The 26,421-nt window shown below is 71.3% G+C and carries 21 protein-coding genes; 12 read left to right on the top strand and 9 right to left on the bottom strand.

From position 1 onward, the window contains the following. Positions 1-294: 294 nt before the first annotated feature. Positions 295-2,649, bottom strand: a complete 2,355-nt coding sequence (gene recD2, locus CAP_RS11290) for an SF1B family DNA helicase RecD2 (protein WP_231511322.1) — start codon at positions 2,647-2,649, stop codon at positions 295-297. Between the two features lie 223 nt (positions 2,650-2,872). Between recD2 and CAP_RS11285 the strand changes: the two genes are divergently transcribed. Continuing rightward, positions 2,873-4,171 carry a LysM peptidoglycan-binding domain-containing protein gene (locus CAP_RS11285; protein ID WP_052374802.1) on the top strand — a complete coding sequence of 433 codons (1,299 nt, stop codon included), beginning with the start codon at positions 2,873-2,875 and terminating at the stop codon, positions 4,169-4,171. A gap of 27 nt (positions 4,172-4,198) precedes the next feature. Here the strand turns inward: CAP_RS11285 and CAP_RS11280 are convergent, their stop codons facing one another. Further along, on the bottom strand, positions 4,199-4,813 hold the full coding sequence (locus tag CAP_RS11280; protein ID WP_156040692.1) for an AMIN-like domain-containing (lipo)protein: 615 nt from the start codon (positions 4,811-4,813) through the stop codon (positions 4,199-4,201). A gap of 237 nt (positions 4,814-5,050) precedes the next feature. Here CAP_RS11280 and CAP_RS11275 point away from each other — a divergent pair, with 237 nt between their 5' ends. Next, complete coding sequence (locus CAP_RS11275) at positions 5,051-7,786, top strand: phosphoenolpyruvate carboxylase (protein WP_044239839.1); 2,736 nt, start codon at positions 5,051-5,053, stop codon at positions 7,784-7,786. A gap of 117 nt (positions 7,787-7,903) precedes the next feature. On the opposite strand, the gene CAP_RS11270 is transcribed toward CAP_RS11275, so the two are convergent. From CAP_RS11270 to CAP_RS11260, 3 genes are all read right to left on the bottom strand, one after another. Beyond that, positions 7,904-8,389, bottom strand: coding sequence for a DUF6184 family natural product biosynthesis lipoprotein (locus tag CAP_RS11270; RefSeq protein ID WP_156040691.1), 486 nt, complete (start codon positions 8,387-8,389; stop codon positions 7,904-7,906). 149 nt (positions 8,390-8,538) lie between these two features. After that, positions 8,539-9,225, bottom strand: a complete 687-nt coding sequence (locus tag CAP_RS11265) for a thioredoxin domain-containing protein (RefSeq protein WP_231511321.1) — start codon at positions 9,223-9,225, stop codon at positions 8,539-8,541. Positions 9,226-9,319: 94 nt separating this feature from the next. Beyond that, a complete protein-coding gene (locus tag CAP_RS11260) occupies positions 9,320-9,793 on the bottom strand; it encodes a pyridoxamine 5'-phosphate oxidase family protein (protein ID WP_044239647.1) in 474 nt (157 codons plus the stop codon). Between the two features lie 453 nt (positions 9,794-10,246). Between CAP_RS11260 and CAP_RS11255 the strand changes: the two genes are divergently transcribed. From CAP_RS11255 to CAP_RS11240, 4 genes are all read left to right on the top strand, one after another. Next, positions 10,247-11,896 (top strand): AgmX/PglI C-terminal domain-containing protein, encoded by a 1,650-nt coding sequence (locus CAP_RS11255; protein ID WP_044239644.1) that lies wholly within the window; start codon positions 10,247-10,249, stop codon positions 11,894-11,896. A gap of 136 nt (positions 11,897-12,032) precedes the next feature. Beyond that, entirely contained in the window at positions 12,033-12,851 is an 819-nt protein-coding gene (locus CAP_RS44265; RefSeq protein ID WP_156040690.1) for a HipA domain-containing protein, read from the top strand. Positions 12,852-12,937: 86 nt separating this feature from the next. Next, positions 12,938-13,261, top strand: coding sequence for a hypothetical protein (locus CAP_RS11245; protein WP_044239641.1), 324 nt, complete (start codon positions 12,938-12,940; stop codon positions 13,259-13,261). A gap of 24 nt (positions 13,262-13,285) precedes the next feature. Beyond that, entirely contained in the window at positions 13,286-13,678 is a 393-nt protein-coding gene (locus CAP_RS11240; RefSeq protein WP_044239640.1) for a nuclease A inhibitor family protein, read from the top strand. Positions 13,679-13,725: 47 nt separating this feature from the next. Here the strand turns inward: CAP_RS11240 and CAP_RS11235 are convergent, their stop codons facing one another. Together CAP_RS11235 and CAP_RS50220 are read right to left on the bottom strand one after the other, a co-directional pair. Continuing rightward, a complete protein-coding gene (locus CAP_RS11235) occupies positions 13,726-14,670 on the bottom strand; it encodes a DNA/RNA non-specific endonuclease (protein ID WP_044239636.1) in 945 nt (314 codons plus the stop codon). A gap of 262 nt (positions 14,671-14,932) precedes the next feature. Continuing rightward, positions 14,933-15,298, bottom strand: coding sequence for a hypothetical protein (locus CAP_RS50220; protein ID WP_156040689.1), 366 nt, complete (start codon positions 15,296-15,298; stop codon positions 14,933-14,935). Between the two features lie 93 nt (positions 15,299-15,391). Between CAP_RS50220 and CAP_RS11230 the strand changes: the two genes are divergently transcribed. Further along, entirely contained in the window at positions 15,392-16,222 is an 831-nt protein-coding gene (locus tag CAP_RS11230; protein WP_081864773.1) for a hypothetical protein, read from the top strand. An 861-nt stretch (positions 16,223-17,083) separates the two neighbouring features. Here the strand turns inward: CAP_RS11230 and CAP_RS11225 are convergent. Together CAP_RS11225 and CAP_RS11220 are read right to left on the bottom strand one after the other, a co-directional pair. Next, entirely contained in the window at positions 17,084-17,782 is a 699-nt protein-coding gene (locus CAP_RS11225) for a PEGA domain-containing protein (RefSeq protein ID WP_081864772.1), read from the bottom strand. A 43-nt stretch (positions 17,783-17,825) separates the two neighbouring features. Next, entirely contained in the window at positions 17,826-18,305 is a 480-nt protein-coding gene (locus CAP_RS11220; RefSeq protein WP_044239630.1) for a response regulator, read from the bottom strand. A gap of 331 nt (positions 18,306-18,636) precedes the next feature. On the opposite strand from CAP_RS11220, the gene CAP_RS11215 reads away from it, so the two are divergent. The 5 genes from CAP_RS11215 to CAP_RS11195 all read left to right on the top strand — a co-directional run bounded on the left by CAP_RS11215 (position 18,637) and on the right by CAP_RS11195 (position 26,231). Continuing rightward, the gene (locus tag CAP_RS11215) at positions 18,637-20,112 is read left to right on the top strand and encodes a sensor histidine kinase (RefSeq protein WP_044239627.1); all 1,476 of its coding nucleotides are present in this window, start codon (positions 18,637-18,639) and stop codon (positions 20,110-20,112) included. Positions 20,113-20,122: 10 nt separating this feature from the next. Next, positions 20,123-21,511: a sigma-54-dependent transcriptional regulator gene (locus CAP_RS11210; RefSeq protein WP_044239624.1), complete on the top strand. Its 1,389-nt coding sequence runs from the start codon at positions 20,123-20,125 to the stop codon at positions 21,509-21,511. Between the two features lie 148 nt (positions 21,512-21,659). Next, complete coding sequence (locus CAP_RS11205) at positions 21,660-22,772, top strand: AI-2E family transporter (RefSeq protein ID WP_044239620.1); 1,113 nt, start codon at positions 21,660-21,662, stop codon at positions 22,770-22,772. A gap of 157 nt (positions 22,773-22,929) precedes the next feature. Then, positions 22,930-24,288: a hypothetical protein gene (locus tag CAP_RS11200; RefSeq protein ID WP_156040688.1), complete on the top strand. Its 1,359-nt coding sequence runs from the start codon at positions 22,930-22,932 to the stop codon at positions 24,286-24,288. A gap of 254 nt (positions 24,289-24,542) precedes the next feature. Continuing rightward, positions 24,543-26,231, top strand: a complete 1,689-nt coding sequence (locus CAP_RS11195; protein WP_044239616.1) for a zinc-ribbon domain-containing protein — start codon at positions 24,543-24,545, stop codon at positions 26,229-26,231. The last annotated feature ends 190 nt before the right edge of the window (positions 26,232-26,421 follow it).

The following is a 26,421-nucleotide window of genomic DNA, read 5'->3' as shown; positions in this document are numbered from 1 at the left end:
GGGGCGCGAACGCTAGCAGGGAGGGACCAGCCGGGCAACGGGGGAGCTTTCGTCGTCATCTCGACCTTTTTGCGACCTAGTCGCGACCTTGTTCGACGTGGTGGCGGGCTGGCGGGCAGCGCCCCCGGAGCGGCCTGCCGGACCTCCGTGGCGCGTCTGCGCGTCCCCCCACCCGGGAGTCTAATACAGGCTGGTCTGGCAGGCATCACGTCCGCCGCGCCGTCCGCCGTACGCCCGCCGTACGCCCGCCGTAGCACAGAGCGTCGCGCGGCTCCGGGAACCGCTCCGCGCGGATCACCCCTCCGAAGCCGCGCTCTCCTCGGCCCCACCGCGCGTTACGGGCGTGACGCGCGTGACCTCGCCCTGCATGTCGCCCCCGCGCAGCCGCTCCGCGAGGTGCGTCCGCCGATCCTCGCGCCGCGTCTCGGCGAGCGCCAGCGACACCGCGCGCGGGTCCGCCACCAGCACCACCAGCCGCTTGCCGCGCGTGACCGCCGTGTAGATCAGGTTCCGCGACAGCATCACGAAGTGCTGCGTCAGCACCGGCACGATCACCGCCGGGTACTCGCTCCCCTGGCTCTTGTGGATGCTCGTCGCGTACGCCAGCGTCAGCTCGTCGAGGTCCCCTTCCTCGTAGTCGACCTCCCGCTCGTCGAAGCGCACCCGGAGGTGCCGATCCTCGGCGTTCACGTCGACGATGAACCCCACGTCGCCGTTGTACACCTCGCGGTCGTAGTCGTTCCGGAGCTGCATCACCTTGTCGCCGAGCCGCAGCGTCTTCTGCCCGCGCGTCACCGACGGACCGTCGGGGTTCAGCGCCGTCTGGAGCGCCACGTTGAGCGCCATCGCCCCGGCCTCCCCCTTGTGCATCGGCGTCAGCACCTGCACGTCGCGCCGCGGATCCAGCCCGAAGCTGCGCGGGATCCGCCGGGTCACCAGGTCGAGGATCGCCTTCGCCGCGTTGTCGGCGTCCCGCCGCTCGATCACGTAGAACTCCCCGCCTGGCCCCTCGGCGCCCTCGGGCTTCTCGCCGTCGTGGATCCGGTGCGCGTTCTGCACGATCAGGCTCCCCTCGGCCTGCCGGAAGATCTGCGTCAGCCGCGCCGTGGGGATCTCGCCCGAGCGGATCACGTCCCGCAGCACGGCCCCGGCGCCCACCGAGGGGAGCTGGTCCACGTCGCCCACCAGGATCAGCCGCGCCCCCTTCGGCACCGCCTGCAGGAGCGCGTCGGCGAGCGTCAGATCGAGCATCGACGCCTCGTCCACGACGAGCGCGCCAGCGTCGATGGGCCGCTCCTTGTTCCGGTTGAACTTGCGCTGCTTCGGGTCGAACTCCAGGAGCCGGTGCAGCGTCACCGCCTCCTTCCCCGTCGACTCGCTCATCCGCTTGGCAGCGCGCCCGGTCGGCGCCGCGAGGCGCGTTCGCACCGCTGCCCGGTCCAGGCACGACAGCACGGCCCGAACGATGGTCGTCTTGCCGACCCCCGGCCCCCCCGTGATCACCATCACCTTGCTGCGCGCGGCGAGCGCGATCGCCTCCCGCTGCGCCGGTGCCAGCGCCACCTTGGCCTGCGCCTCGAACGCCGCGATCGCCTCTCCGGCCGCCGCGACGAGCCTGTCGCCCCCGAGCACCTCCGTGCGCAGGAGCGCCTGCAGCCGGTGCGCGAGCCGCACCTCGGCCTCGTGCAGCTCCCGCGGGTACACCGCCACCTCTCCGCTCGCCAGGGTCTCGACGCGCACGTGCCTGCTCTGCGTCAGCGCGTCGATGGCGTCCTCGGCCTCCGAGGGCTGCCGCTCCAGCATCCCCGCCGCGAGCGCGGCGAGCTCCGCCCGCTCCGTGTACACGTGCCCCCGCGTCGACAGATCGCTCAGCATCTGCAGGACGCCGGCCTGTGCCCGCTCGGGCGAGTCCTCGCGGAAGCCGATCGACCGCGCCAGCCGGTCCGCCGTCTTGAAGCCCACCCCCCACACATCGAGCGCGAGCCGGTACGGCGCCCGCGAGACCACCTCGATCGCCTTGGGCCCGAAGCGCTTGTAGATGCGGCTCGCGAGCGACGGCGAGGCGCCGTGGGCCTGCAGGAAGATCATGATCGCGCCCACGGCCCGGTGCTCGGCCCAGGCCTTGGCGACGGCCTGGATCCGCTTGACGCCGATGCCTGGCACCTCCGAGAGCCGCTCGGGTGAGCGGTCGAGCACCTCCAGCGTCTCGGCCCCGAAGACCGCGACGATGCGCTGCGCGAACGCGGGCCCGATCCCGGGCACCATGCCCGAGCCCAGGTACCGTTCCAGCCCCTGGATGGTGGTGGGCGCGATGGGCAGCAGCGTCTCGACCCGGAGCTGCTCGCCGTGCTTCGAGTCACGCTCGTACTTGCCCGTGGCCCGCACGCGCGTCCCCGGGGGCGCCGGCGGCATCACGCCCACCCACACCTCCGGCGGCTGCCCCGGATCCACCACCACCCGCACCACCCGAAACCCCGTCTCCTCGTTCTCGAAGGTGATCCGCAGGACCTCTCCCTCCAGCGTGACCGGCCCATCCCCGGCCACCACCCGCTGGGTGAACAGCGCCGGCTGACGCGGCCCCTGCGGACGCGCTGTCGCGACCGCGGCTGGCCTCGCCCCCGTCGGCGCCGTGCTCCGCGCGTGAGGCAACGCGGCCTTGCTGCCCGTGCGCGCCGCGCCCGCCTTCCCCGCGCGCGATGGACGTGAAGGGGACCGCTCACCAGCGCCGGCACGTCCAGCGCGGCCGCTCGGAGGACGCGGAGGCACGGCCGCAGCATGGGCCCATGCTGTGCTCGGGGGCAAGGGGGCCAGGGCGCGCAGCCATGCACCCCATGGGTTCCCTCACCGTGTCGATCGGGTAACATGGCCCGCCATGCCGCGGTGGTCGCTCGGGATCATGCTCCTCCTCGCTGCCTGCGCGGCCTGCACGTCAGCCTCGTGGAGCGCGACGAGGCCTGCGGCCGGCCCTCCCCGCCTCGAATTTTCGGCACACGGCGGGGGCGACGAGGAAGCCCTCGCAGCAGCCGGAGAGGGCATCACGGACGGCGTCCCCCACGACGCGGACGAACTCGCCGCGCACGAGCCGGACGATGCTCACGAGGACCACGACGACGGCGAGGACCCCGAAGAGGACATCGACGCCTCCGTCGAGCACGCCCCGGCCGACGGCGGCAAGCCCACGGCGGCGCGCTCGCCCCTCACCGACCTGAGCGACGCCGACATCGAGCGCATGCTGCGCGAGGACCCGGCCTCCATCGGCTGCCTCTCGCTCGGCGCCACCAACGCCGGGCGCCTGTTCAACGGCGTGCAGATGCCCGAAGGCGAGGGCTGGAAGCACCTCTCCCCGGCGCAGGCCTGGGGCACGCAGGAGACCGTCGACTTCCTGATCCGCGCCATCACCGAGACGCGGCGCCAGCATCCCGACAGCCCGCCGCTCTACCTCGGCCACATCAGCGCCCGGAACGGCGGCCCCCTCTCCCCGCACGTGAGTCACCAGGCGGGACGCGACGTCGACATCAGCTACTACCTCACGCCCCAGCGCCCCGGCTTCCACCGCGCCACCGCGAAGAACCTGGACCTCGACCGCTCCTGGGGCTTCGTCCGCGCCCTGATCACCGAGACCGACGTGGAGATGATCCTCATCGACTCCGGCGTGCAGAAGCTGCTGAAGGAGCACGCGCTCCAGATCGGCGAGGACCCCGCCTGGATCGACGAGGTCTTCCAGGTCGGCTCCCGCAGCCGTCGCCCCCTGATCCGGCACGCGCGCGGCCACGCGAACCACATCCACATCCGCTTCTACAGCCCCGTCGCCCAGGCCTCGGCCGCGCGCGCCCACGGCCTCATGGCGAAGCACGGCAAGGTGCAGCCGGCGGTGCGCTACATCCGCCACGTGGTGAAGAACGGGCAGACGCTGGGCATCCTCGCCAAGCGCTACGGGGTGACGGTGGAGTCCATCCAGCGCGCCAACCAGCTCAAGGGAACGTTCATCAAGGCGAAGCGGGTGCTCAACATCCCGCACCCCGGAGGCTCTGCCGGGGCTGCCGGCGCTGCCGGGGCGACGTCGGCTCCCGCGAGTCCGCCTGTTCTGCGGCCCCCGGTGATCCCTGCCCGCCGCCTGCCCCCCGAGCATGCCACGTCGAGGCGCCGCACCCCGGCCCCCTCGCCAGGCTGAAGGCGCGCCTCACGGGCACACGCCGCCTCACTGGCGCACGTCGACCACGATGCGCGGCGGGCTCGAAAGCTCCAGCACCCGGTAAGGCGCCTTCTTCGAGAGGCCCAGGACCCAGGTCACCTGGCCCTCGAAGTCGCATACCTGAACCAGCTCCTTCAGCACCGCGAGGCCTGGCTTTCGCTCCCGGTCCTTCACCGTGACGTTGCCCTTGTCGTCGTGGGCCTGCGCCGGCAGCAGCGTGACCTCCAGGAGCGCCTTGGCATCCGACTTGATCGGATCACCCGAGCCGCACTTCGTCGCCGGTCCGCTCAGGTAGCGCGCCTTCCAGCCCGTCGTCGCCTGACCCCCGAGCTCCATCACCACCCGGTCGAACCCCTCGTTCGCCGCGGCGCGGACCTCTTTCACCGTCGCCGGAGAGGCTCCTGCCTTGAGCTTCTCGCCGGGTGCCGTGGTCCCCTCGAACGCTGGCGTATCGGCCGTGGTCTCCTCGGGCGTCGCCCCCCGCGGCTTCGGTGCGGGCTGCTGGATCGGGGGCGGGTTCGACTCGACCTTCGGCGCCGTCTCCACGGGCCGCGTGTCGATCGGGGTCACGTCGGCCACCGGCGCCGTGCTGCTGCCCGCGTTGTTCGAACAGCCAGCCAAGGCCCAGGCTGCCACCATTGCTGTCACCCACCGTACTCCCACCACGCCTCCTTCATTCCGCCCAGGTGCCATGTGCCCAGGTGCCGATCGGCGTCCTCAACGGTACCCAAGAGTCCCGGGGCGCGCCGTCCCCAGAGTTCTTCGCAGAAGAACGCAACGCGGACCAGAAATGTGCCGCGGGTCCCGGGCGCACGAGCTGCCCTTGCCATGCGCGGCGACGCGGTATGCTCCGCGCCCATGCAGCGACGCCGCGAGGAAGACCGCCCGCTCCGCCGGGATGTGCGCATGCTCGGCCGCATGCTCGGCGAGGTGCTCCGCGAGCAGGAGGGACAGGCTCTGTTCGACCAGGAAGAGCGCATCCGCCGCCTCTCCATCCAGCGCCGCCGCGGCCCTCGCGCGGGCCGTGCCCAGGCCGCGGGCTTGCTGGCCGAGGCCCTGGAGGGCCTCCCGGGCGAGCAGATCGAGCCCATCATCCGCGCCTTCACCGTCTACTTCCGCCTCGTCAACCTCGCCGAGCAGCACCACCGCGTCCGCCGCGCGCGCGCGCACGCCAACACCGCCGACGCCGAGCCCCAGCGCGGCTCGTTCGAGGCCACCTTCCACGCCCTCCGCCGCGCCGGCATCTCCGCCGCGCAGGCGCGCGAGGGCGTGCGCCGCCTGGAGATCATCCTCACCCTCACCGCGCACCCCACCGAGGCGTCGCGGCGCACCGTGCTCTCCAAGCTGCACCGCCTCGCCGGCTACCTGGAGCAGCGCGACCGCTGCCGTCAGACCCCTGCCGAGAAGGAGCGCGCGCTCGCCGCCGTCCGTGAGGAGATCACCGCCCTCTGGCAGACCGACGAGATCCGCCACGAGCGCCCCTCCGTCGGCGACGAGGTGAAGAACGTCGCCTGGTACATCGAGGAGATCCTCTGGAACCTGCTCCCCGAGGTCACTGACCAGATCGCGCGCGCCTTCGGCCGCGTGTACGGCGAGCCGCTCGGCCCCACCCCCGGCCCGGTCCGGGTTCACTCCTGGGTCGGCGGCGACATGGACGGCAATCCCCGCGTCACCCCCGACGTCCTCGAAGACGCCATCCTCGCCTACCGGGTCCGCGGCCTGCGGCGGCTCGTGCGCGCCGCGCAGCAGCTCGGCGACGCGCTCTCGCAGTCGAGCCGCCACGTGACCCCGCCCCCGGCGCTCCTCGCCTCGCTCGACAGGGACGCCGAGCGGCTGCCCGAGGTGGCAGCGACCTGGAACGCCCGCACCGAGGGAGAGCCCTTCCGCCGCAAGCTCCGCTTCGTGCAGGCGCGGCTCGAAGCCACCCTGGCCCTCGGCGAGAGCCGGCGCGCCGCGCTCCACCGCCGCATGGAAACCCACGGGAGCGAGCCCCCACCATCCCTCGCCATGCCCCTCGGCAACGCCACCGCCTACGGGAGCCCCGAGGAACTCTCCGCCGATCTCGAGCTCGTGGCCGACACCCTCGCCCTCGCGGGGTGCGCCCGCTCCGGCGAGCACGAGGTCCGCGCCCTGCTCGCCCGGGTGCGCGCGTTCGGCTTCTCTATCGCCGAGCTCGAAGCGCGCGCGCCCGCGGAGGACGCCCGCGCCGCCGCGGGCACCCTCTCCTCCTCGACCACCGTGCAGATGTCGTCGGGCGCCGCGCGGCTGCTCGGCGCGCTCGACGCCATCGCCCGCGCCCAGCGCGAGAGCGGCGAGACCGCCTGCCGCACGCTCATCCTCTCCATGACCCAGGGCCCCGACGACGTCCTCGCCGCCCTTGCCTGCGCCCGCGCCATGGGCCTCGGCGCCGAGGGCAAGGCGGACGCGCGGGGCGCGCGGATCGACATCGTCCCCCTCTTCGAGTCGTACCAGGCCCTGACGGGCAGCGCCGACATCGTGCGCGCCCTCCTCGACCACCCCGACTACCGCGAGCACGTCCGCGCCCGCGGCGTGCAGGAGGTGATGATCGGCTACAGCGACTCGAGCAAGGAGGTGGGCCTGCTCGCGGCGACCGCCGCGCTCCGCCGCACCCAGGAGGCCCTCCCGGCCGTCGCCAGCGAGGCGGGGATCACCCTGCGCATCTTCCACGGGCGCGGCGAGAGCGTGGCGCGCGGCGGAGGCCCGGCGCAGGAGGCCATCCTCGCGCTCCCGCCCGGCGCCGTGGCCGGGCGCTACAAGGCCACGGAGCAGGGCGAGGCCCTCGACCACAAGTACGCCCGCCCCGAGCTGGCCCTGCGGACGCTGGAGCTGGTGCTCGGCGGCGCGCTCCTCCACACCCTCGACGCGCAGCCGCGCGCCGCGCCCGAGGACCTCAAGCGCTACGCCGCCGCCTTCGACGAGATGGCAGACGCAGGCCGGCTCGCCTACCGGGCGCTGGTCTGGGAAGATCCACAGTTCGAGAAGTTCTTCTCGACCGCGACCCCGCTCGACGCGATCACCCGCCTCAACATCGGCTCCAGACCGAGCAAGCGCGCCTCGGGCGGCATGGAGTCGCTGCGCGCCATCCCCTGGGTCTTCGCGTGGACCCAGAACCGCGCCATCCTGCCTGCCTGGTACGGGGTCGGCACCGGCCTCGCCTCCCTCGGCGAGACCCGCGGCGGCCTCGCCTTGCTGCGCGAGATGGCTGCCTCGTGGCCCTTCTTCCGCGCCCTGCTCAGCGGCGTGGAGATGGTCCTCGCGAAGTCGGAGATCTCGATCTTCACCCGCTACGCCGCGCTGGCGCCCGAGGACGCGCGCGCCGCCATCGCCCCCCGCATCCTGGAGGAGCACACCCGCACCCGCCGGTGGGTGAAGCGGATCCTCGGCGTGAAGAAGCTCCTCGACGGGAACCCGACGTTGCAGCGCTCGATCGCGCTCCGGAACCCCTACGTCGATCCGCTCTCCTACCTGCAGGTGGAGCTGCTCCGCAGCGAGCGCACGGGCAACCACCCGCGCGACCGCGAGCTGCTCCTCACCCTGAACGGCATCGCTGCCGGCATGAGGAACACCGGCTGACCGGGAGCGCTGATCACAAAATGCTGATCCGAGGGAGGGCGCCATCCCCCGTGACGGGCGCCCTCCCTCGAATCGGCGTCGCGACGTTCATCTCAGCAAGCCCTGCGCGGGCGCAGCTCAGTCGTCACAGATGTCCGAGGAGCGGCACGACACGGCGGAGCCCAGGCGGGAGAGCGGGCTATTGCAGCTCTCGTTCCGGAGATCCGACAGGCACTCGCTGAGCTCCTTCTGATCGTAGCCCTGCGGGCACTCGTAGGCGTTCAGGTCCTCCTGCCAGTCACGGCGCACCTCGGTCAGGCAGGCGTCCATGGTCGGGTACTTCTTCCCCTGCGCGATGTTGCCGCAGCGCTGCATCTGCTCACAGCGCGCCTGGGCGATCTGGTTGGCAGGCCGCAGGCCCGCTTGCATGCCCGTGGCCGGCTGCGGCGCGGCGTGCTCGGTGTAGGGCATCCCCGGCGGGACGTAGGGCGTGGTCGGCGGCGTGGGATCAGCCTGGCGCTCCCGCTCGGTCGCGAGCGCCATCTCCTCGCGATCGCGGCACCCCAGCGCGAGCATGCCCATCGTCACCACCGTAGCAACCCCACCAAGTCGAGTGAGCTTCATAGAAATCCTCCGGCCCGTCCCCCGTGCAAGGGAGGCGCCACCGCGAGGAACGGAAGCTGCGCAGCACGTGCGCACCCGCTCGCGCGGCGGATCGCGCGGAAGATCACGTCGTGGGCCACGCGGCAGATCGCGCCGCCCGTCGCGGAGACTCAGCGATTGCGCTGCGCCTGCGCGAGCAGTGCGCGCAACCTCGGCGCGATCTCGGGGACCGCCCCCTCGCCCTTGATCGACCCCTCCATGCGCAGCGGAGAGGCCTCCCCGGTGGGCGCAGGGATCACGAAGAGCGGGATCATCCTGGAAGCGTACCCGGCGCTCCTGAGGCGTGCCTCGTCCCGGTCGAGGTCGAACTCGAGCAGGCGTAGCGTGGGGAAGGCGGTGTCGAGCGAGCCAGCCTGGATCGCGTCGTGGAAGCGGGTACAGGGCTCACACCAGCGCGCCCCCACGTAGACCACGAGATCGCGCCCCTCGCGCCCTGCCCGCTCGATCTCTGCCTGCACCACGGCGCGCACGTCATCGCCGCCGTCCGGCGCCATGACGATCTCTGGCTTCGTGGGCCGCGACGTCGCCCGTGCTTCTCCCGCCGGTGCGGACCGCGCCTCACCGCCAGCGACAGGCGCCGGGGAGCGCTCCTCGCACCCCGCAAGGCCCGCGAGACCTGCGAAGCCCACGAGACCTGCGAGGGCACCCGCGCGCAGGCACGCCGGGAACACGGTGCGCGCAGAGCTGGAGAGAACGCCGAAGAAACACGCCCAGCGAGAGCTGGGAGCGCGCGCGCCAACACCCGACCGCCACGAGGTCATGCGCTGGTTGTACTCCCCCGGAGCGGCTTCGCCCACGGGGTGCACGACCAGCGCAGGACGCCGGCTGCGGCGGGCAGGGCGGGTGGGCGTGGCCGGTGTGGTGGATGTGCTGGAGGGGCCGGGTGCCCCGTCAGGACACGTGCTTCACGGGATCGAGGTTCTTGGCCGCAGACTCGCCGGTGACGAGGGCCTTGGCCTGCTCGTAGAGCACCCGCAGCACGCCCCCCGTGGGCTCCCAGTACTCGGCGCGCTCGAGCGTGAGCTTGAGGAGCGCGGCCTGCTCGGGCCCCTCGGGGAGCCACGTCTTCCACTCCGGCTTCCACAGCTTCTGGATGGCGGCGTTATCCCGCTCGATACGCGCCCGCGCAGAGATGGAGAGGTAGGCCCGATCGCGGGGGCGGTAGCAAGCGACGGCCACCTGGCGCTCCTGCTGGATCTCGCCGACCTTGGGTGTCTCCTCGGCGGTGACGAACCACACGTCACAGCCGGGGACATCGTCGGGGTTCTGGATGGCCATGGGCCGGGCGCGCAGGAAGCCCTCGGGCGTCTGCGTGATCAGCATGGCGACGTCGAACTCCTTGAGCAGCTCGTGGAGTTCCTTCAAGGACCCCTGCGTACCTGCCTGGACTGCCTGCGCTCCCTGCTGAGACTGAGCTTTCGTGGTGTTTGCTTGCTGCATGGGCCTCAACGTGGGTGCCGGGCGGGGAAACCGGGAGCGCCGGGAATGCCGGAGGAGGGGGTGAGGTGAGGCCTGATCCGCCTTCTCGTGAGGGCGAAGGAATACCGTCCAGGCGAGAGCGCGGGGTCCTGCGGGCCTCGATCCCCGTATTCCCAGGTGCTTCACGTTCCGATCATTTTCCTGGAACCTCCGCGCTCGAGCCGCTGTCAGCAGGAACATGGACGCGGCACCCGGCAGGCCGCGGACCCGACGACGGCGCTCCTCGTGAGCGCCGCTCGCTGACGACGCAGCGCCGGGGAGCTGGGCAGGCAGAGGCGCGCCGACACCCGTCGTGCGCGCCGACGCATGCCGTCCGATCACCGCAGAGGAAACACGATCATGAACACCTCCGACAAGCTGGCTCAGGGCATGGCTCTCTCCAACCCCTTCCTCGCGGCCTCGCCGTTCGCAGGCTCGCAGTTCGCAAGCTCGCCGTTCGCAAGCTCGCCGTTCGTCGCGCAGGCCGAGGCCTCGATGGAGGTCCCCGCCGACGCGCCCGAGGGCACCTACACCTACGCGCTCGTGAAGAGCGCGCCCGACGTGCCCGCGAGCGAGGTGGAGGTCTCCGCCCCCGCCGTGGAGATCTCGATCCGCTGGGGCGCGAGCGTGCTGCACGTCGCGCACCTCTCGCCGCCCCGCTCGTTCTACGTGGGCGAGGCCGCGGGCAAGGACGCGACGGACTTCTCGCTCCCCGCGGAGCGGCTCGGCGGCGCGGCCCGCGCCCCGCTCGCCCTCGTCGAGGGCGGCGTGGTCTACGCGGTGATCCTCCCCGGCGCGACCGGGAGCGTGACCATCGCTGGCGAGAAGGTGAGCCTCGCGCAGCGCATCGCCTCCGGTGAGGCGACGCCGTGCGCGGACGTGATGGGCGCCTACCGCATCGCGCTGCCGCTCGGCGCGCAGGCGCGGGTGGAGCTCGGCGACATGGTGTTCGAGGTGTCGACGGGCAACGCCGGCAAGGCGGTCGCGGGTCGGGTGAAGCTCGACAAGCGCAGCCTGCCCTTCGCGGCGCTGTCGCTGGCGGTGCACCTCGGCGTGCTCGGGAGCATGGCCGCGTTCATGCCGCCCATGGCGATGGCCGGCGAGTCCGAGGTGTCTGCCGAGCAGACCTACCTCATGGCGCAAGCGTTCAAGGCGATGGCCGAGCGCGAGCCCGAGCAGACGAAGGAGGCGTCGGCCGACGCCGGGCAGGCGCAGGGCGGATCGGGTCAGGCCGCCGCGGGCGAGAGCGGCAAGATGGGAAGCGAGGTGTCACGCGCGCAGAACGGCAGGTACGCGCAGGCTGGTGCAAAGGACAACCCGGAGCCGATGGTCTCGCGCTCCAACCTGATGAAGGACGCGAGCACCTTCGGCATGGTGGGCATTCTCCAGGGCGGCGTGTCGGATCCCAACGGCGTGACCTCTCCCTGGGGCGTGTTCGAGGCTTCCGGGCGCGACGCGCTGACCGCGAACGGGAACATGTGGGGCCAGAACATCCACGAGTCCGGTGGGATGGGCGGCCTCGGGTTGAGCGGCGTGGGTGAGCAGGGCGGTGGGCTCGGTGCCGGGATCGGGCTCGGCGCGCTGGGCACCATCGGCAACGGCAACGGCCTCGGCGACGGGCAGGGCTTCGGTCCTGGCGGTCGTTCGAGCGGGCGCCTGCAGCCCTCGCACAAGGTCTCGTCGCCCATCGTGCGGGTGAGCACCGCGACGGTGTCGGGTCGTCTGCCGCCCGAGGTGATTCAGCGGACGGTGCGGCAGAACTTCGGACGCTTCCGCCACTGCTACGAGGCAGGCCTGCGGGGGAACCCGAACCTCGCCGGCCGCGTCTCGGTGGCCTTCGTCATCGGGCGCGACGGCGCGGTGTCGAGCGTGCAGAACGCAGGCTCGGACATGGCGGACCCCAGCGTGGTGTCCTGCGTGGTGCGGTCGTTCTATGGGCTGTCCTTCCCGAGCCCCGAGAACGGCATCGTGACGGTGACCTACCCGATCGCGTTCAGCCCCGGTAACTGAGCGCAGCAACGCACCCAGCACGCGGCCCTCTCTCCCCTCGCCGGGAGAGGGGGCCGCCGTGTTTCCTGAGCCCGAGAATCCGCGCGTGTGACGAGAGCGCTTGCGGGGCCGGGCACCCATCCCGATGCTCGTGGCCATGAGCGTCTCCTCCTACCTCGTTCGCGTGGTGCTCGGCGCCTGGCGCGCTCAGGAGATGCGAGGTGAAGACTGGGGCGCTGGCCTGGAGGCAATGGGCACCAAGAAGAAGTTCTGGTGCCAAGCGGACGATGGCCGACGCTACCTCTTCAAGTATACGAGACCAGGTACGGGCGAGGACTGGTCCGAGAAGGTCGCGGCAGCGTTCGGCGCAGCGCTCCAGGTAACTTGCGCGACCGTCGAGCTGGCAACATACGAGGATCACCGCGGCACCCTCACCCAGAGCTTCACGGATGCCGAGCGTGGGGAAGTGCTCGTGCATGGCAACGAGCTGCTCGGGCGGAACGATCTCGAGTACCTGCCGCTCGTACACTACGGGGCCTCGCAGCACACGGTCGACACAGTGCTGCGCGTCCTCGACGAGGCCTCGGTGGATCCGCCATTGCACCGGGAGGCGGTAGCTGGACTCACCACCGCAGCGAACTGGTTCCTGGGTTATCTGCTCCTCGACGTCCTGATCGGGAACACCGATCGGCACCACGAGAACTGGGGCATCGTCGAGCATGACGGACCTGACGGCACCTACCGCAGCCGTCAGCTCTTCCCCTTCTTCTCCAACCGGGTGATGCCTGCCAGCCGCCCCGAGTTCACGGCCTACGTACGATCGCTCGGCCTGGACCCCATGGCTGCCGACTCGGTGGAGATCCTCGAAGCGCAGCGCAGGAGATCTCGCCTGACGTCGAGCACCACCAAGACCGCGCGTGAGGTGAGTGCAGGCGCAGCGCCTGTGCCGGTGCGGGACTCCCAAGCCGGGCCGTGAACCCGGCGTAGGTACAGCCGTGGGGACGTACGTCTCGTCGGCTCGCCGCGCGGACTTGGGCTACCGTGGGCTCAGGGCGAACAGGGATGGCGAAGAAGAAACTGTCGGCGCGAGCGGCGCGGCGGGCCGGGGATCGGGAGACGGTGAAGCTTGCGCAGGACCTGGAGAGACTGTGGAAGCTCGGGCCAGGGGGCACTCCGGAGCGGCCCATCGTGCTGGCGTCGGCGTCGCAGGTGGAGGTGACGGCGCGGGGGACCCGCTGTCCGCTGTGCCAGGGCGAGCTGCGCGTCGAGGAGCACGCGGCGGAGACTGTCGCCGGGTCGCGGCTGCGGGTGGCGCACGTCAGGTGCGTGGCTTGCGGGTCGCGGCGGGCCATCTGGTTCCGCCTCGCCACGGAGATGCTCAACTGATGCTCAACTGAAGGAAGAGGAAGGATGACGTCGAAGGAGCTTCTGGCCCGGCTGGGTGAGGTGGTGACGGGGCTCTCGTTCCCGAGCGAGCGCGATGCGCCGGTCGAGGTGCTGGAGTTCGGCGCGGGTGAGCCTTCAGAGGAGGCGGTGCGCGCGAAGCTGCAAGCACCGGCGGATGCACCCGTGGAGACGGAGACCGTCGAGGCGCTGCTCGCGCCGCTCCTCGCGGCGCCGGAGGACGGAGGGGTGGAGCCGGACCAGGCAGCGCGTTACCAGGAGGCCGCAGCGCTGCTCCGCGATCACCTGGAGGCCGCGCGTGTGTACCGGGTGGGGAAGGTGGAGGTGGACGTGCTCGTGCTGGGGAAGCACGCGGACGGGGCGTGGCTCGGGCTCAGGACGCGCGTCGTGGAGACGTGACGCTCACCTGACGCTCACCTGACGCTCACCTGACGCTCACCTGACGCTCAAGGAGCGGCGGCGGCGGCGTCGTCGACGCGCGCCTCGATGACCTTCTGCACGTCGGCGGGGACGGCGGTGAGGAAGTCGTAGCCGGAGCGGCGCTCGATCTCGTCGACGCTGACGCGGTAGCGGGTCCAGGGCTCGTCCTGGATGGTCGCGCTGTTCGGCATGATCACGGCGATGACGCGCGTCGTGGGGCCGACGTCCTTCACGCCCTGGGTTTTGCCGAGGACGACGGCGATCTTGTAGAAGGCGTCGGGGACGGCGACGCCCTTGCCGAAGGTGTCAGGGCGGTCTCCGTAGATGCCGCCAGCGACGACATGCAGGGCGCGGCCTTCCTTCTGCGCGAGGTCCTGGCAGCGCTCTTCGAGGCGCAGCCAGGGGCCGGCGTTGAGCTCGTGGCGCTGGGGGAGGATGTTGGTGAGGAGGAAGGTCGCCTTGTTGTCGACGTCGTTGCGGGTGCGCTCCTCCGAGCGGACCATGTGGCCGCGGTCGTAGCCGGAGTTGGTGTAGTCGTCGTGACCGATGCGCTCCCAGCCCTCGGGCAGGCTGTCGTCGACGAGGAAGCGGCCCTTGTGGCGGGGCGCGTCGCCGAACCAGGAGGCGTCGAGGCGCCAGCTCACCCAGCTCGGTCCGCCGCGGCTGCGGCTGTACGCGAGGGCGTACTGCGGCTTGACGAGGAGGTGATCGTCGGTCGCGGCGCGCTTGCCGCGGGCGACGAGGACCGGAGCGCCGAGGGCCATGTGCGCTCCCTGGGGCGCACCGACCGGCGAGGCGTCGCTCGGTGAGGCGTCGCTCGGTGAGGCATTACCCCCTGCACGGTCGTCGAGCCAGCGATCGGGCCGGCAGGTGACCGCCGTGCCTCCGAGCGCCGCCAGGATCAACGCGAGCACCGCGCCGAGCGGTCCCTTCGCAGTCGTCTTGCGCTTCTGCTTGCCTCGCTTCGCCATGCCGATGCCTCGCGTGGTCGCGGGGTGTCTTATCAGATCGCTCCGGCGACAGGAAAAAGGCGATGCACGCTGGCAATGCACGCGCGATGCGTTGATCATCCAACGCACACTTCGAGGCCTGCAGCGCGCTTTTTCACCGGGTCGCTTGACAAGGTGTGCTGCGCCGACGCAGCTTCCCCCCCGCGGCGAACCCGACGCCGATGCCCTGCCGACCTTCCCCCGCGAGGTCCCCACCTGGGCCAAGGGGAGAGCGCTCCTCCGGTCACCCGGTCTGACCACGTTCCAGCCGTGTGACAGCAAGGCGAGGGCTTGCTGCCGCGCGGCGCGGGAGCTGGCCATGACCGTGAAGCGCGACCTGAAGCGGATCATCCGCGCGCGCATGGCGAGAACCGGAGAGCCGTTCAGCAAAGCGCGTCAGCACGTCCTGAGGACGCGGCGTGATCCGCAGGCGACCCCGCCCGAGACGGCTGGGCACAGGGTCGAACACGCGCAAGGCGAACACGGGCGAGGCGAACACGGGCGAGGCGAACACGGGCGAGGCGAACACGCGCAAGGCGAGCACGGGCGAGGCGGGCACGCACAAGACGAGCATGCGCCAGGTGGACACGCACCGGGTGAGGTCGCGCACGGGGAGCAGGTGCAGGGCGACGCGGCCGGGGGCGAGTCGCCAGAAGGAGCCAGCGCAGGCGAGGCGTCCACGCCGCCAAAGAAACGCGCGGCCGTGATCGTGGAAGCTGCCGTGCTGCGGCGCGGGGCGCGGTCGGCGCGGGTGCGGGTGCTCGCGACCGGCGAGGAGATCACGGTGCGGGCCCGGGACCTGTGGCACGTGATGCCCGGGCACGTGGTGACGCTGGCGCTGTCGCGGCGCTGGCGGCAGCGGGGCCACCACTACGCGGCAGGAGAGGTGCGCGAGGCGCGCATCGACGTGGCGGCGCTGGGGCTGCCACCGCTCGGGGTGCTCGCACGAGGTCCGCTCTTGGTCGATGCGACGCGGGAGCGCATGGCGACGGAGCAAGAACGTGCGATGACGGCGTCGCTACGCGCGCTGCTGGCGAAGAGCGAGGCACCTGGACGGGTCTCGTGGGAGATGGCGGAGGTGCCGGCGCGGGTCCGGCGCGAGGATGGCGACGAGGAGGACCCCATCCTGGCGTCGCTGGAGCGCAAGCGAGGCGGCGATCTGGCGGGGGCGGTGCGCGTGCTGATGGACCTCGTGGCGCGCGAGGTGCGCTGCCTCGACGCACACGCGCACCTGGGGAACCTGGTGTTCCCGAGCTATCCCGAGCACGCGCTGCTGCACTACGAGATCGGCGTGGCGCTCGGAGACCACGCGCTTCCGCCGGGGTTCACGGGGGCACTGCCCTGGCAGATAGGGAGCAACCGACCGTTCCTGCGCTGTCTGCATGGCAAGGGGCTGTCTCTGTGGAGGCTCGGGCGGCGCGACGAAGCCGCGCGGGTGTTCGAGCGGCTGCTCTGGCTGAACCCCCGTGACGAGCAGGGCGCGGCGCGCTGCTTCCTCGACATCGAGGCCGGCCGTGCCTGGGAGGCCATCTAGGACTGCGTACTTGCTGGCCCCATGGTCCTCCCTCCGGCCCCGGGAGAGCGCCCTCCGGTCGCCCACCTCCGTCCTCTCCGCCTCGCGATCCCCGGTCCCCTTTGCCTTTTCCCCGCTTCCCGGGCCGCCACCCCCCCTCGACAGCCTCTCCGCGCCTGCGTCGGCCTGGAACAACGCCGGTCGGTCGCCCACCGGCGCTGTCCCGGCCCGGAACAAGACCGGTCGGCCTCCGACCACCGACGTCGTTCCCGGGAACAAGACCGGTCGGTCTCCGACTTACCAAGGTTGTTCCCGGGAACAACCTTGGTCGGTCACTCACCGGCGTTGTTCCGCGCTGGAACAACCTTGGTCAGCCTCCGACTTACCAAGGTTGTTCCCGGGAACAAGGCCGGTCGGCCTCCGACTTACCAAGGTTGTTCCCGGGAACAAGACCGGTCGGTCTCCGACTTACCAAGGTTGTTCCCGGGAACAGGACCGGTCGGCCTCCGACCAAGGCGCTCCCGGTCCGGAACAAGACCGGTCGGCCTCCGACCAAGGCAGGGTCGGGGCCGGAACAAGACCGGTCGGCCTCCGACGGACCCCTTTCCACGGCCGGAGCGATCCCGTGGACCTCCGCGGCGGGTGTGACCGCTGCCGGTCCGGGGGCTGCCGGGCGCCACGGGGCGGGTTCCGTGGCTCGTCCTCCCGGACGCGACGCCGCGACCTCCTGGACCTGGCAGTGCATACCCTGGGTTCAGGAACCTTCGGTCCCTGCTCTGAAAAGGACTCCAAGGTCCCATCCACATGGCCCTTTTCCTCGGGCCCTGTGGTGGCATCGCCTCCCTCCGAGACGATGCTCCCGGTGGTCGCTACCCCTGTGCCTCAAAAAACGCTGGAGAAGTTGAGGCTCGCGGAGGTGGGGCTGGCCTGGGGCCAGAGGGCGTAGGTGGCGGTGCCGACGGCGAGCGCGCCCCCGACGGCGAGGACGCCGATGCCGAGGACGTGGTGGGGCTCGCTGTCGGGGATGCTGACGAAGATGCTGCCGAGGGTGACGAGCATGGCAGCGGAGGAAAAGCCGCCGATGATGAAGGAGACGCTCTTGCCCTGACGCTCCGGGGGAGTCGTGGGGAGATAGACGACGGTGCCGTCGTTCACGGTGCGCGTGATGCGCGCGTGTGGCGGCGGCTCCTGGACGAGGGGGGGACGAGACTCCAGGCGCTCCAGCGTCACGGGCAGGTCCTGGACCTCGCCCGAGGTGATGGTGATCTCGCGGCGCTGAGGTTGATGGCCAGCGGCGCGGATCTCGACGAGGTGCTGGCCCGGAGCCACGCGCAAGGGTGGCGTGGAGGTCGTGGCGTAGCCTGCGCGCGCACCGTCGATCCACACCTCCGCGATCAAGCTGCTGGCCCGGACCCGCAGCTCTCCGGGAGGCGGCTGCGCGGCATCGACAGATGGCTGCGCGGCTCCGGCAGGTGGCTGCGCTGCGGCCGCCGGCGGTGGTGGTGGCTGCTGGGCGTGGGCGCTGGAGAGGGACAGGAGTGCCAGGGAGAGAACGGCAAGGACTGCTGCGCGACGTCGCATCGCTCACCTCGCGCCGGGCTCGAAGCGTCGGCGCGGGGGAAGCCTACCCTGCCGTGCGCTGGACGTCTGCGGGCGGGTTCGCGCCTTGCTCGAGGACGCTGCACAGGAGCGCGCGCAGGGCGTCCACGTCGAAGGGCTTGTCGAGCACCGCCACGGCGCCGAGGGAAGCCGCGGAAGAATGCGTCTGGGCGTCACCGAACGCAGTCATCAGGACCACAGGTGGGCAGTGGCGGATGGCGGAGAGGCCGGCGAGGACCTCGAGCCCAGACAGGCAGGGCATCTGGACATCGGAGACGATGACATCGACGGGCGCCAGGGGCTGTGCGCCACCGAGCCAGGGGGTGAGGTGCTCCATGAACTCCATGCCGTTCCTGGCCTCGACCACCTCGAAGCCGTCGTGACGCAAGGTCAGGGCGAGGAGGCTGCGCATCTCGTGGTCGTCCTCGGCGACGAGGATGCGGCGTCCTGCGCCATACCTGTCTGCGGGTGGGAGTGGAGGGGTCGGATTCATGTAGGGTGCCATGAGGGTAGAGGCGCGCCTCGCTCGCCCTGCCGCGCGATCACCATTCCGCACGGGACGGGTCGGTGCGTCAGGACGAGGGTGAGATGCCGGTCGCTCCGCGGGGAGCGCCTGGTCGTGAACGTGGCGGCCGGAGCCGGCGTCGTCGACCTGGTGTGGGGTGGGTGTGCAGGGAGCATGCCCGACGTCGGGCAGCATGTGCCTGCAGGTTTCGTCTGCGGTGGCGTGGCGATTTGTCCCGGAGAGGTCGGACTGGGGCGTTACGCCGCTCGGGCGTCGATGCGCGCGATTCTTGCGTCGGCTCCGTGTGATCGGTGCATGCTCCGCGGCCGCCATGCGCCTCGCCGTCAAGCTCGCCCTGGCCCTCATCCCGGTGATGTGCGTCGTGCTCGGCCTCTACGGGTGGCTGTCCGTGCGGCGCGAGCGGGCGCTGTTCGAGGCCGACATCCGCCGGGACGAGCACATGGTGGGCATGGCGCTGCGGGCGGCGGTGGTCGAGGTGTGGCGGAGGGATGGGCAGGAGAAGGCGCTGTCCATCCTGGATGACGCGAGTGCGCGGAACGACGGGCTGGAGTTCCGCTGGGTGTGGCCGGAAGCGACGGTCGGAGACAGGTTCGCGCCGTCGCTGCCGCCTGCGCAGCTCGGGGAACTGTTCCAGGGCACGGAGGTGGTCCGTCTGCAGCGTGAAGGGGTCAACGGAGGGCGGTTCTACACGTACATCCCGGTGACCGCGCCGATGGGGGCGACGGGGAAGATCGGGGCGATCGAGATCTCGGAGTCGCTCGCGGAGGAGGAGCACTACGTGGAGGCCAGCGTGGGCAACACGGCGTTCACGATCCTCGCGCTCGCCTTGCTGAGCGGGATGCTGGCGATGCTGCTCGGGGGGGTGCTGGTCGGGCGGCCCACGAAGCGGCTGGTGGACAAGGCGCGGCGCATCGGAGAAGGCGATCTCAGCGGGCCGCTGCTCCTGTCGCAGCGCGACGAGCTGGGGCTGATCGCGACGGAGATCAACGCGATGTGCGAGCACCTGGCGGAGGCGCGAGAACGGGCCGAGCGGGAGACAGCGGCGCGGAGCGCGGCGATGGACCAGCTCAGGCACGCAGATCGGCTGAACACGGTGGGCAAGCTGGCGTCGGGCATCGCGCACGAGCTGGGGACGCCGCTCAACGTGGTGGGCGGGCGGGCGAAGATGATCGCGCGGGGGTTGGCGCCGGAGGAGGTGGCGGACAGCGCGCGGATCATCGCGGAGCAGGCGGACCGGATGGCGCGGATCATCCGGCAGCTCCTGGATTTCGCGCGGCGCCGCGGGCCTCAGAAGGCCTCCATGGATTTGACGCAGCTCGCGCGACAAACGCTCTCGCTCCTGGAGCCGCTCGCCCGGAAGGGGCAGGTGACCCTCCAGGTGGACGCGCCGGAGGGGGAGGTGCGCGCCGAGGTGGATCCGGGGCAGATGCAGCAGGTCTTGACCAACCTGGTGGTGAACGGGATCCAGGCCATGAAGAAGGGCGGAGCGCTGTCCATCCGCGTCGAGCGCACAGAGGCGCGGCCGCCCGCGGACCACGGGGGAGCGCCGGGGGAGTACGTGGCGCTGCGGGTCATCGACGCGGGGGAGGGGATCCCCGTCGCGAACATGCCCCGGCTCTTCGAGCCGTTCTTCACCACCAAGGACATCGGGGAGGGGACCGGCCTCGGACTGAGCGTGACCTACGGGATCGTGCAGGAGCACGGGGGATGGATCGACGTGGTGAGCGAGGTGGAGAAGGGGTCGATGTTCACGGTGTTCCTGGCGCCGGAGAGGGCTTCGCGCTAGCGAGGGATGCATGGCGAGACGAGCGCTGATCGTCGACGATGATCCGGCCATGTGCGCGTGGCTCGAGGCCGATCTCCGGTCGCGCGGCATCGAGGTCGTCACCCGCAGCTCACCAGCCGAGGCGCTGGAGCTGATCTCGGTGGATGACTTCGACGTGGTCCTCACCGACCTGAACATGCGGGGGATGGACGGCATCACCCTGTGCAAGCGGGCTTCGGAGTCGCGGCCGGACGTGCCGGTCGTGCTGCTGACAGCGTTCGGGAGCATCGAGACCGCGGTCGAGGCGATCCGCGCCGGGGCCTACGACTACATCACCAAGCCGGTGGAGATCGAGACGCTGACGCTGACGCTGGAGCGCGCGATCGCGCACCACACCCTGAAGGCCGAGGTGCGGCGGCTGCGGCGCGCCGTGGCGACCTCGGACAAGTTCGGGGAACTCATCGGCCGGAGCGACGCGATGAAGCGGGTCTACGATCTGCTCGATCGCATCTCGGACTCGGAGGCCACGGTGCTCATCACCGGCGAGAGCGGAACGGGCAAGGAGGTGGTCGCGCGCGCGCTGCACGCGCGGAGTCGGCGCGCCTCGGGGCCGTTCGTGGCGATCAACTGTGCGGCGGTCCCCGAGGCGCTGCTGGAGAGCGAGCTGTTCGGGCACGTGCGCGGGGCCTTCACGGATGCGCGGGCTTCGCGGCCAGGGCTGTTCACGGAGGCGAGCGGGGGGACGTTGTTCCTCGACGAGATCGGGGAGCTGCCGCTGTCCATGCAGCCCAAGCTGCTCAGGGCGCTGCAGGAGCGACGCGTGCGGCCGGTAGGCGGCAGCACGGAGATGCCTTTCGACGTGCGGCTGATCGCCGCCACGAACCGCGACCTGGAGGCCGCGGTGGACGAGAAGCGCTTCCGGGAGGACCTCTACTACCGGATCAACGTGATCCTCGTGGCGCTGCCGCCGGTGCGGGCGCGCGGGAGCGACGTGCTGCTCCTCGCGCAGCGGTTCGTCGAGGATTTCGCGACGCGCTCGGGCAAGGAGGTGACAGGCGTCTCGCCCGCGGCCGCCGAGAAGCTCATCGCGTACTCGTGGCCAGGGAACGTGCGCGAGATCCAGAACTGCATGGAGCGCGCGGTGGCGCTCACCCGGTACGGCGAGATCACCGTGGAGGATCTTCCTGAAAAGGTGAGGGAGCACCGGACATCCCACGTGATCGTGGCGGGCGACGATCCGTCGGAGCTGGTTCCGCTCGAAGAGGTGGAGCGGCGGTACATCCTGCGGGTGCTCGAGGCGGCCGGCGGCAACAAGACGCTCGCGGCGAGGATCCTGGGGCTCGACCGGAAGACGCTGCACCGCAAGCTGGATCGCTGGGAAGCGCACGGGCAGGAGCCGAAGACCGGAGGAGGATCCTGACGGGTGCCCCGTCGCCGCGGCGACGCGTCACGCGACGATGTGCCGTCGCGTCGCCGCGCCGCCGCATCGCGTCGGGGAGCATCGTCGTCGAGATCTCTGCGTCGGACCGGGGCGGCAGCCGCGTTGGTGGTATACCGGCATCCTTGGTATGTTGAAGCTTCCCACGGATGGCGAGGATGTGGGACACACGCCACTGAGGGTGCTCGTCGGCGGCGCGTGCCTGGTGCTGATCATCGCCGGGCTGCGGTCGGCCTCCGAGCTCCTGGTCCCCATCGCGTTCTCGGCGTTCCTGGCGGTCCTCGCCATGCCGCTCGTGTCCTGGCTGCGCCGCCGGCGGGTGCCGGACGTGCTGGCCGTGGGCGTGGTGGTGCTCCTCGTGCTGGCGCTCCTGTCGGGCCTCGCCGGCGTGGTCGGGGGTTCGGTGAACAGCCTGGTCGCGGAGATGCCGCGCTACCAGGAGCGCTTCAACGGCCTGGTCACCATGGTCACGGGCTACCTGGAGGACCACGGCATCGAGGTGTCCGCGTCCAAGGTGCGCGGGCTGCTGGACCTCTCGTCGACCATCGGGCTCGTCGGGGGGACGGTGGCGCAGCTCGCGTCGGTCCTCTCGGACACGTTCCTCGTGATCCTGACGGTGGTCTTCCTGCTCTTCGAGAGCCTCGTGCTGCCGGCGAAGCTCCGCGCGGCCATCGGCGAGGCGAGCGCCTCGGTGAGCCGCTACGGGAAGATCATCACCGAGATCCACCGGTACGTGGTCCTCAAGACGTACGTGAGTCTCGCGGTGGGGGTGCTGGTCTGGGTGATGCTGCTGCTCCTCGGGGTGGACTTCGCCCTGCTGTGGGGGCTCATCACCTTCCTCCTGCACTTCATCCCGAACATCGGGGCGATCGTCGCAGGGTTGCCCCCGGTGCTGCTGGCGCTGATCCAGTACGGCGTCGGACGCGCGGCCGTGGTGATGGCGGGCTTCACGGTGATCAGCATGGTCTTCGGCAACATCGTGGAGCCGCGGGTCATGGGGCGGCGGCTAGGGCTGTCGACGCTGGTGGTGTTCCTGTCACTGCTCGTGTGGGGATGGATGTGGGGTGGGATGGGGATGCTGCTCTCGGTGCCGCTGACGATGATTCTGAAGATCGTTCTTGAGAACAGCCAGGACTGGCAGTGGATCGCGGTGCTGATGGATGACGCCGTCCCCGCGGAGCCGACGTCGCGGCGGTCGCTCACGCCGAGGTCCTCGGTGCTGCCGTCACCCCCTGCCGAGTAGCGTGGTGCACCCGCAAGAGGGAACTCGGCGCGTTCTTTTTGCTCTGGGGAGCGCGCTCGTCCTCGCCGCGTCGGGCAGCGCGCGCAGCGCGCGCGCTGAGGGGCTGCCGACGCTGAGCGGGACGTGGTCGGCGAGCGCCGTCTCGGAGCAGTGGGACATGAGCGCGTGGGGAGAGGCGTGCGGGCCGAAGCCGGCGTCCCACGGCGGCGCGGGAGGGACGGTGCAGATCCGTCAGCAGGGCGCGGAGCTTCTGATCTCGGGTGCAGGCCGGGCCTGGAACACCGGGGCGTGCTGGGAGCAGACGCCAGGGCTGTCGCGGGCCAGCCACTCTGCCTCCGGCACGGCGCGGGCCTGGCGGACGCGCTGCGCGACGGGGACCGGTGATGCGCGACGCGCGGTGGTGGTGACCACGACGCAGGCCACGGACACGTCGATCACCATGACCGAGACGGGGCAGTACGAGGTGACGCTCGAAGGGACGACCTGCTCGGCGAAGGTCACGCGCTCCCGCTCCTATGCGCTGCTCCAGCGCGAGGAGGAAGCACCTGCGGCGGCGGGCTCTGCGGATGCAGGCACGGCGGATGCGGGCGCGGCGTCCGGTGCATCCACGGCAGCTCCCACGGCGTCATCGGCGGCGTCGGCCGTGAACGCCGTGGGCGCGGCAGTCCCCACGGAGGCGAAGCCGGCCACGCCACGCACCTGCACGGATCCCGGAGAACCGTCGCGGCTGGAAGTCACGCCGTCACGGAAGCTGATGCGCCCGGGCGAGAGGTTCCAGCTCCGCGCGGTGGTGATGGACAGCGCGGGGTGCGCGCTGCCGGTGAAGCCACTCTGGTCGATCGTGCCAGGCCCGCTCGCGGCGTTCAGCACCATCGACGCCGGCGGCAAGCTCATGGTGGCGCTCGGGGCGCCCGAGGGTGAGCTGGGGGTCTCGGCGGCGGCCGGGGGACGCGCGGTGACCGTGCGCGTGGAGGTGGTGCTCCCGGAAAAGTTCGGTGTGCTGCGCGCAGAGCGCGGGCTCGGGCCCTCCGGAGAGAGCGAGGAGGCGGTCGTGGTGGGCATCGCCGCGGGCACCCTGGGAGGGCGGGCCGCGGTGGGAGAGAGCGCGGCGCCCGATCGGAAGCGGACGTTCCTGGTGATCGTGATCGGGGTGGCGGCCTGCCTGGGGTTCGCCGGGCTGGTGGTGCTCCGTCGCGGCAAGGGGCGACGGCGGACGCCGGGAGTCGAAGGTGAGGTCGAAGGCGAGGTCGAGGGTGAAGAGGAGATGGGCGGCGGCACGACCGCAGGTGGGGAGGAAGAGGCGGGAGAGGTCGCGGAAGACCTGAACGCCAGGAGTGAGGTGATCGCACCGGGCGATGCGAGCGGGGAAAGGCCGATACGCTCAGCAACCCCCCGGGCCGCTCTGGCCGTCGTTCCGAAGGAGCGCGGGAAAGTTTGCCCGATTTGCGGTGGGCACTACCCAGGCGAGGCGATGTTCTGTGGGAAGGATGGGGCGCAACTCGTGCCCCTCAACTGAACGCGTGACCGGAGCTGGGGCAGCACGAGGGGTCTCGCGCGCCGAGCGTGTGCCGATCACAGCGCGAACCGAAGCGCCGCCGGGCGGAGCTTTTCGCGGTCGCCCGGAGGCCGGGAGGCCGTGGCAGCGCGCCGCCTTGATCGCTCTGACGCTAAACCGGTATTCTCCGCTGAGAGGCAGACCGCGAGAATGCAGCGCGTGCGTGGTGGTCGGACCCATGCCCGCACTCCCGGACGGGAAGGGCCAACGTCGAAATGAAGATCACGTGTGAGTCGTGCCAGGCCAAGTACACGATCGCCGACGACAAGGTCGTCGGCAAGACGGTCAAGATCAAGTGCAAGAAGTGCGGTTCGGCGATCGTCGTGCAAGGCGACACCATGCAACCAGCGCACGCGGCGCCGGCTGATGCCGATGACGGCGCGGAGACCCGGGTCTTCTCCGAGAACCATGCGGGCGCCGCGGCGGCCCCCCCGATGGCCGCGGGCACGTGGCTGGTCAACGTGGCGGAGGGCGATGAGCGCACCATGACCACCGCGCAGATCGTGGCCGAGGTCGCGCGCGGCGCGCTCAGCCCCGAGACGTACGTGTGGAAGGATGGGATGAGCGACTGGGTGCCGATCTCAGGCGCCCCCGAGCTGGTGCAGGCCGCGGCCGGCCAGGGCCACTCGGCAGCCCAGGAGCCCGCGCACGGGTTGATGGGCACGGTGGTCATGGACAGCGCACCCCAGGCCGGCGCGGCCATGGCACCCCCGCAAGCTGCGGCGGCGGTGCCCACGGCTGCCCGCAGGGCAGGTGCCCGCGCCGGTGTCGACGTATTCGGCGCGCGCGAGCAGGCCGATGCGCGGACGGGCCCTGCTGCTGCGCCTTCGGTGCCTCCACCCGGTGGCGTCGACCGGATGACGGGCGCGCGCAACGAGAACTCGGTGCTGTTCTCGCTGTCGGCGTTGACGGCGGCAGAGACGGCCGTGAAGGCGCAGGGAGAGAAGGCGGTGATCGACATGCGGCCTGGCCCGTCCCCAGCCACCGGTCGCCCGCCGCCGCCCAACAACACCGGCGCCCGCGCGGGGTTCGACGACATCATGAACCTCGGAGGTGGCGGCATCGGGTCGCCCATGCTCGCGCCTCCGCCGGTGCTCGCGCCGGTGATGGAAGCGCCCCCTCCGCCGCCGCAGCACATCCCCTCGATAGCGCCGCCGATGGGGATGAGTCCCGCAGCGTCGCCCTACGGCATGCCCGACATGCCCCCGAAGAAGAAGCCGGTGGGGCTCATCGTCGGCGTCGTCGGGCTGGTGCTGGTGGTGGGTGGCGTCGCGGCCGCGGCGCTCGGGGTGTTCTCGCCACCGGTGCAACCCGTCGCGTCGAACGATACGCCGCAGCCCTCCACACAGCCGGAGACGAAGCCCGCGGAGACCGCAGCGGCCGAGGCGAAGCCCGCGGAGACCGCAGCGGCCGAGGCGAAGCCCGCGGAGACCGCAGCGGCCGAGGAGAACAAGGGCTCGGAGCCTGCTGCGGTGGCGGCAGCAGCGCAGGCAGGCTCGAATCCCCGCGGGACGTCGCCCGGCACGCAAGGGACGGGCAAGACGACCGAGAAGGAGCCCCCGAAGGACGAGAAGAAGCCGGAGGCGGCGCCCGAGAAGACGGCAGCGCCAGCAGCAGCGGCAGAGGGCGGGAGCAACGAGTTCAACCGCGGTGCCGCCACCTCGGCGCTGGGTGGAGCCGCTGGCGCGGCAAAGTCGTGCAAGAAACCCGACGGTCCCACCGGCTCGGGGAAGGTGAAGGTCACCTTCGCGCCCAGCGGCAACGTGACGTCGGCGCAGGTGCAAGGAGCTCCCTTCGCGGGGACATCGGTCGGTGGCTGCGTGGCGAGCGTCTTTCGCTCGGCGCGCGTGCCGCCGTTCTCGGGCGCGCCGGTCAGCGTGACCAAGTCGTTCAACATCAACTGAAGCGCTGACGTGCGGGGGCGCCGCGTGCGCCCTGCATCGCTGCTGCGCGTCCAGGAAGGCTCAGCCCGGGATCGTCATGGGTCCCGAGGAGCCGACCTGCGATGAGGGATGCGCAGCAGCGCCGCGCGTCGGGTGTTGAGGCAGAGATGGCCAGGGTGTCGGTACGTCGATCGGCGACGCCCCGGCGGGT

The organism is Chondromyces apiculatus DSM 436 (assembly GCF_000601485.1).
GTDB classification, from domain to species: Bacteria; Myxococcota_A; Polyangia; order Polyangiales; family Polyangiaceae; genus Chondromyces; species Chondromyces apiculatus.
This window is presented reverse-complemented; position numbering and strand designations above follow the sequence as displayed.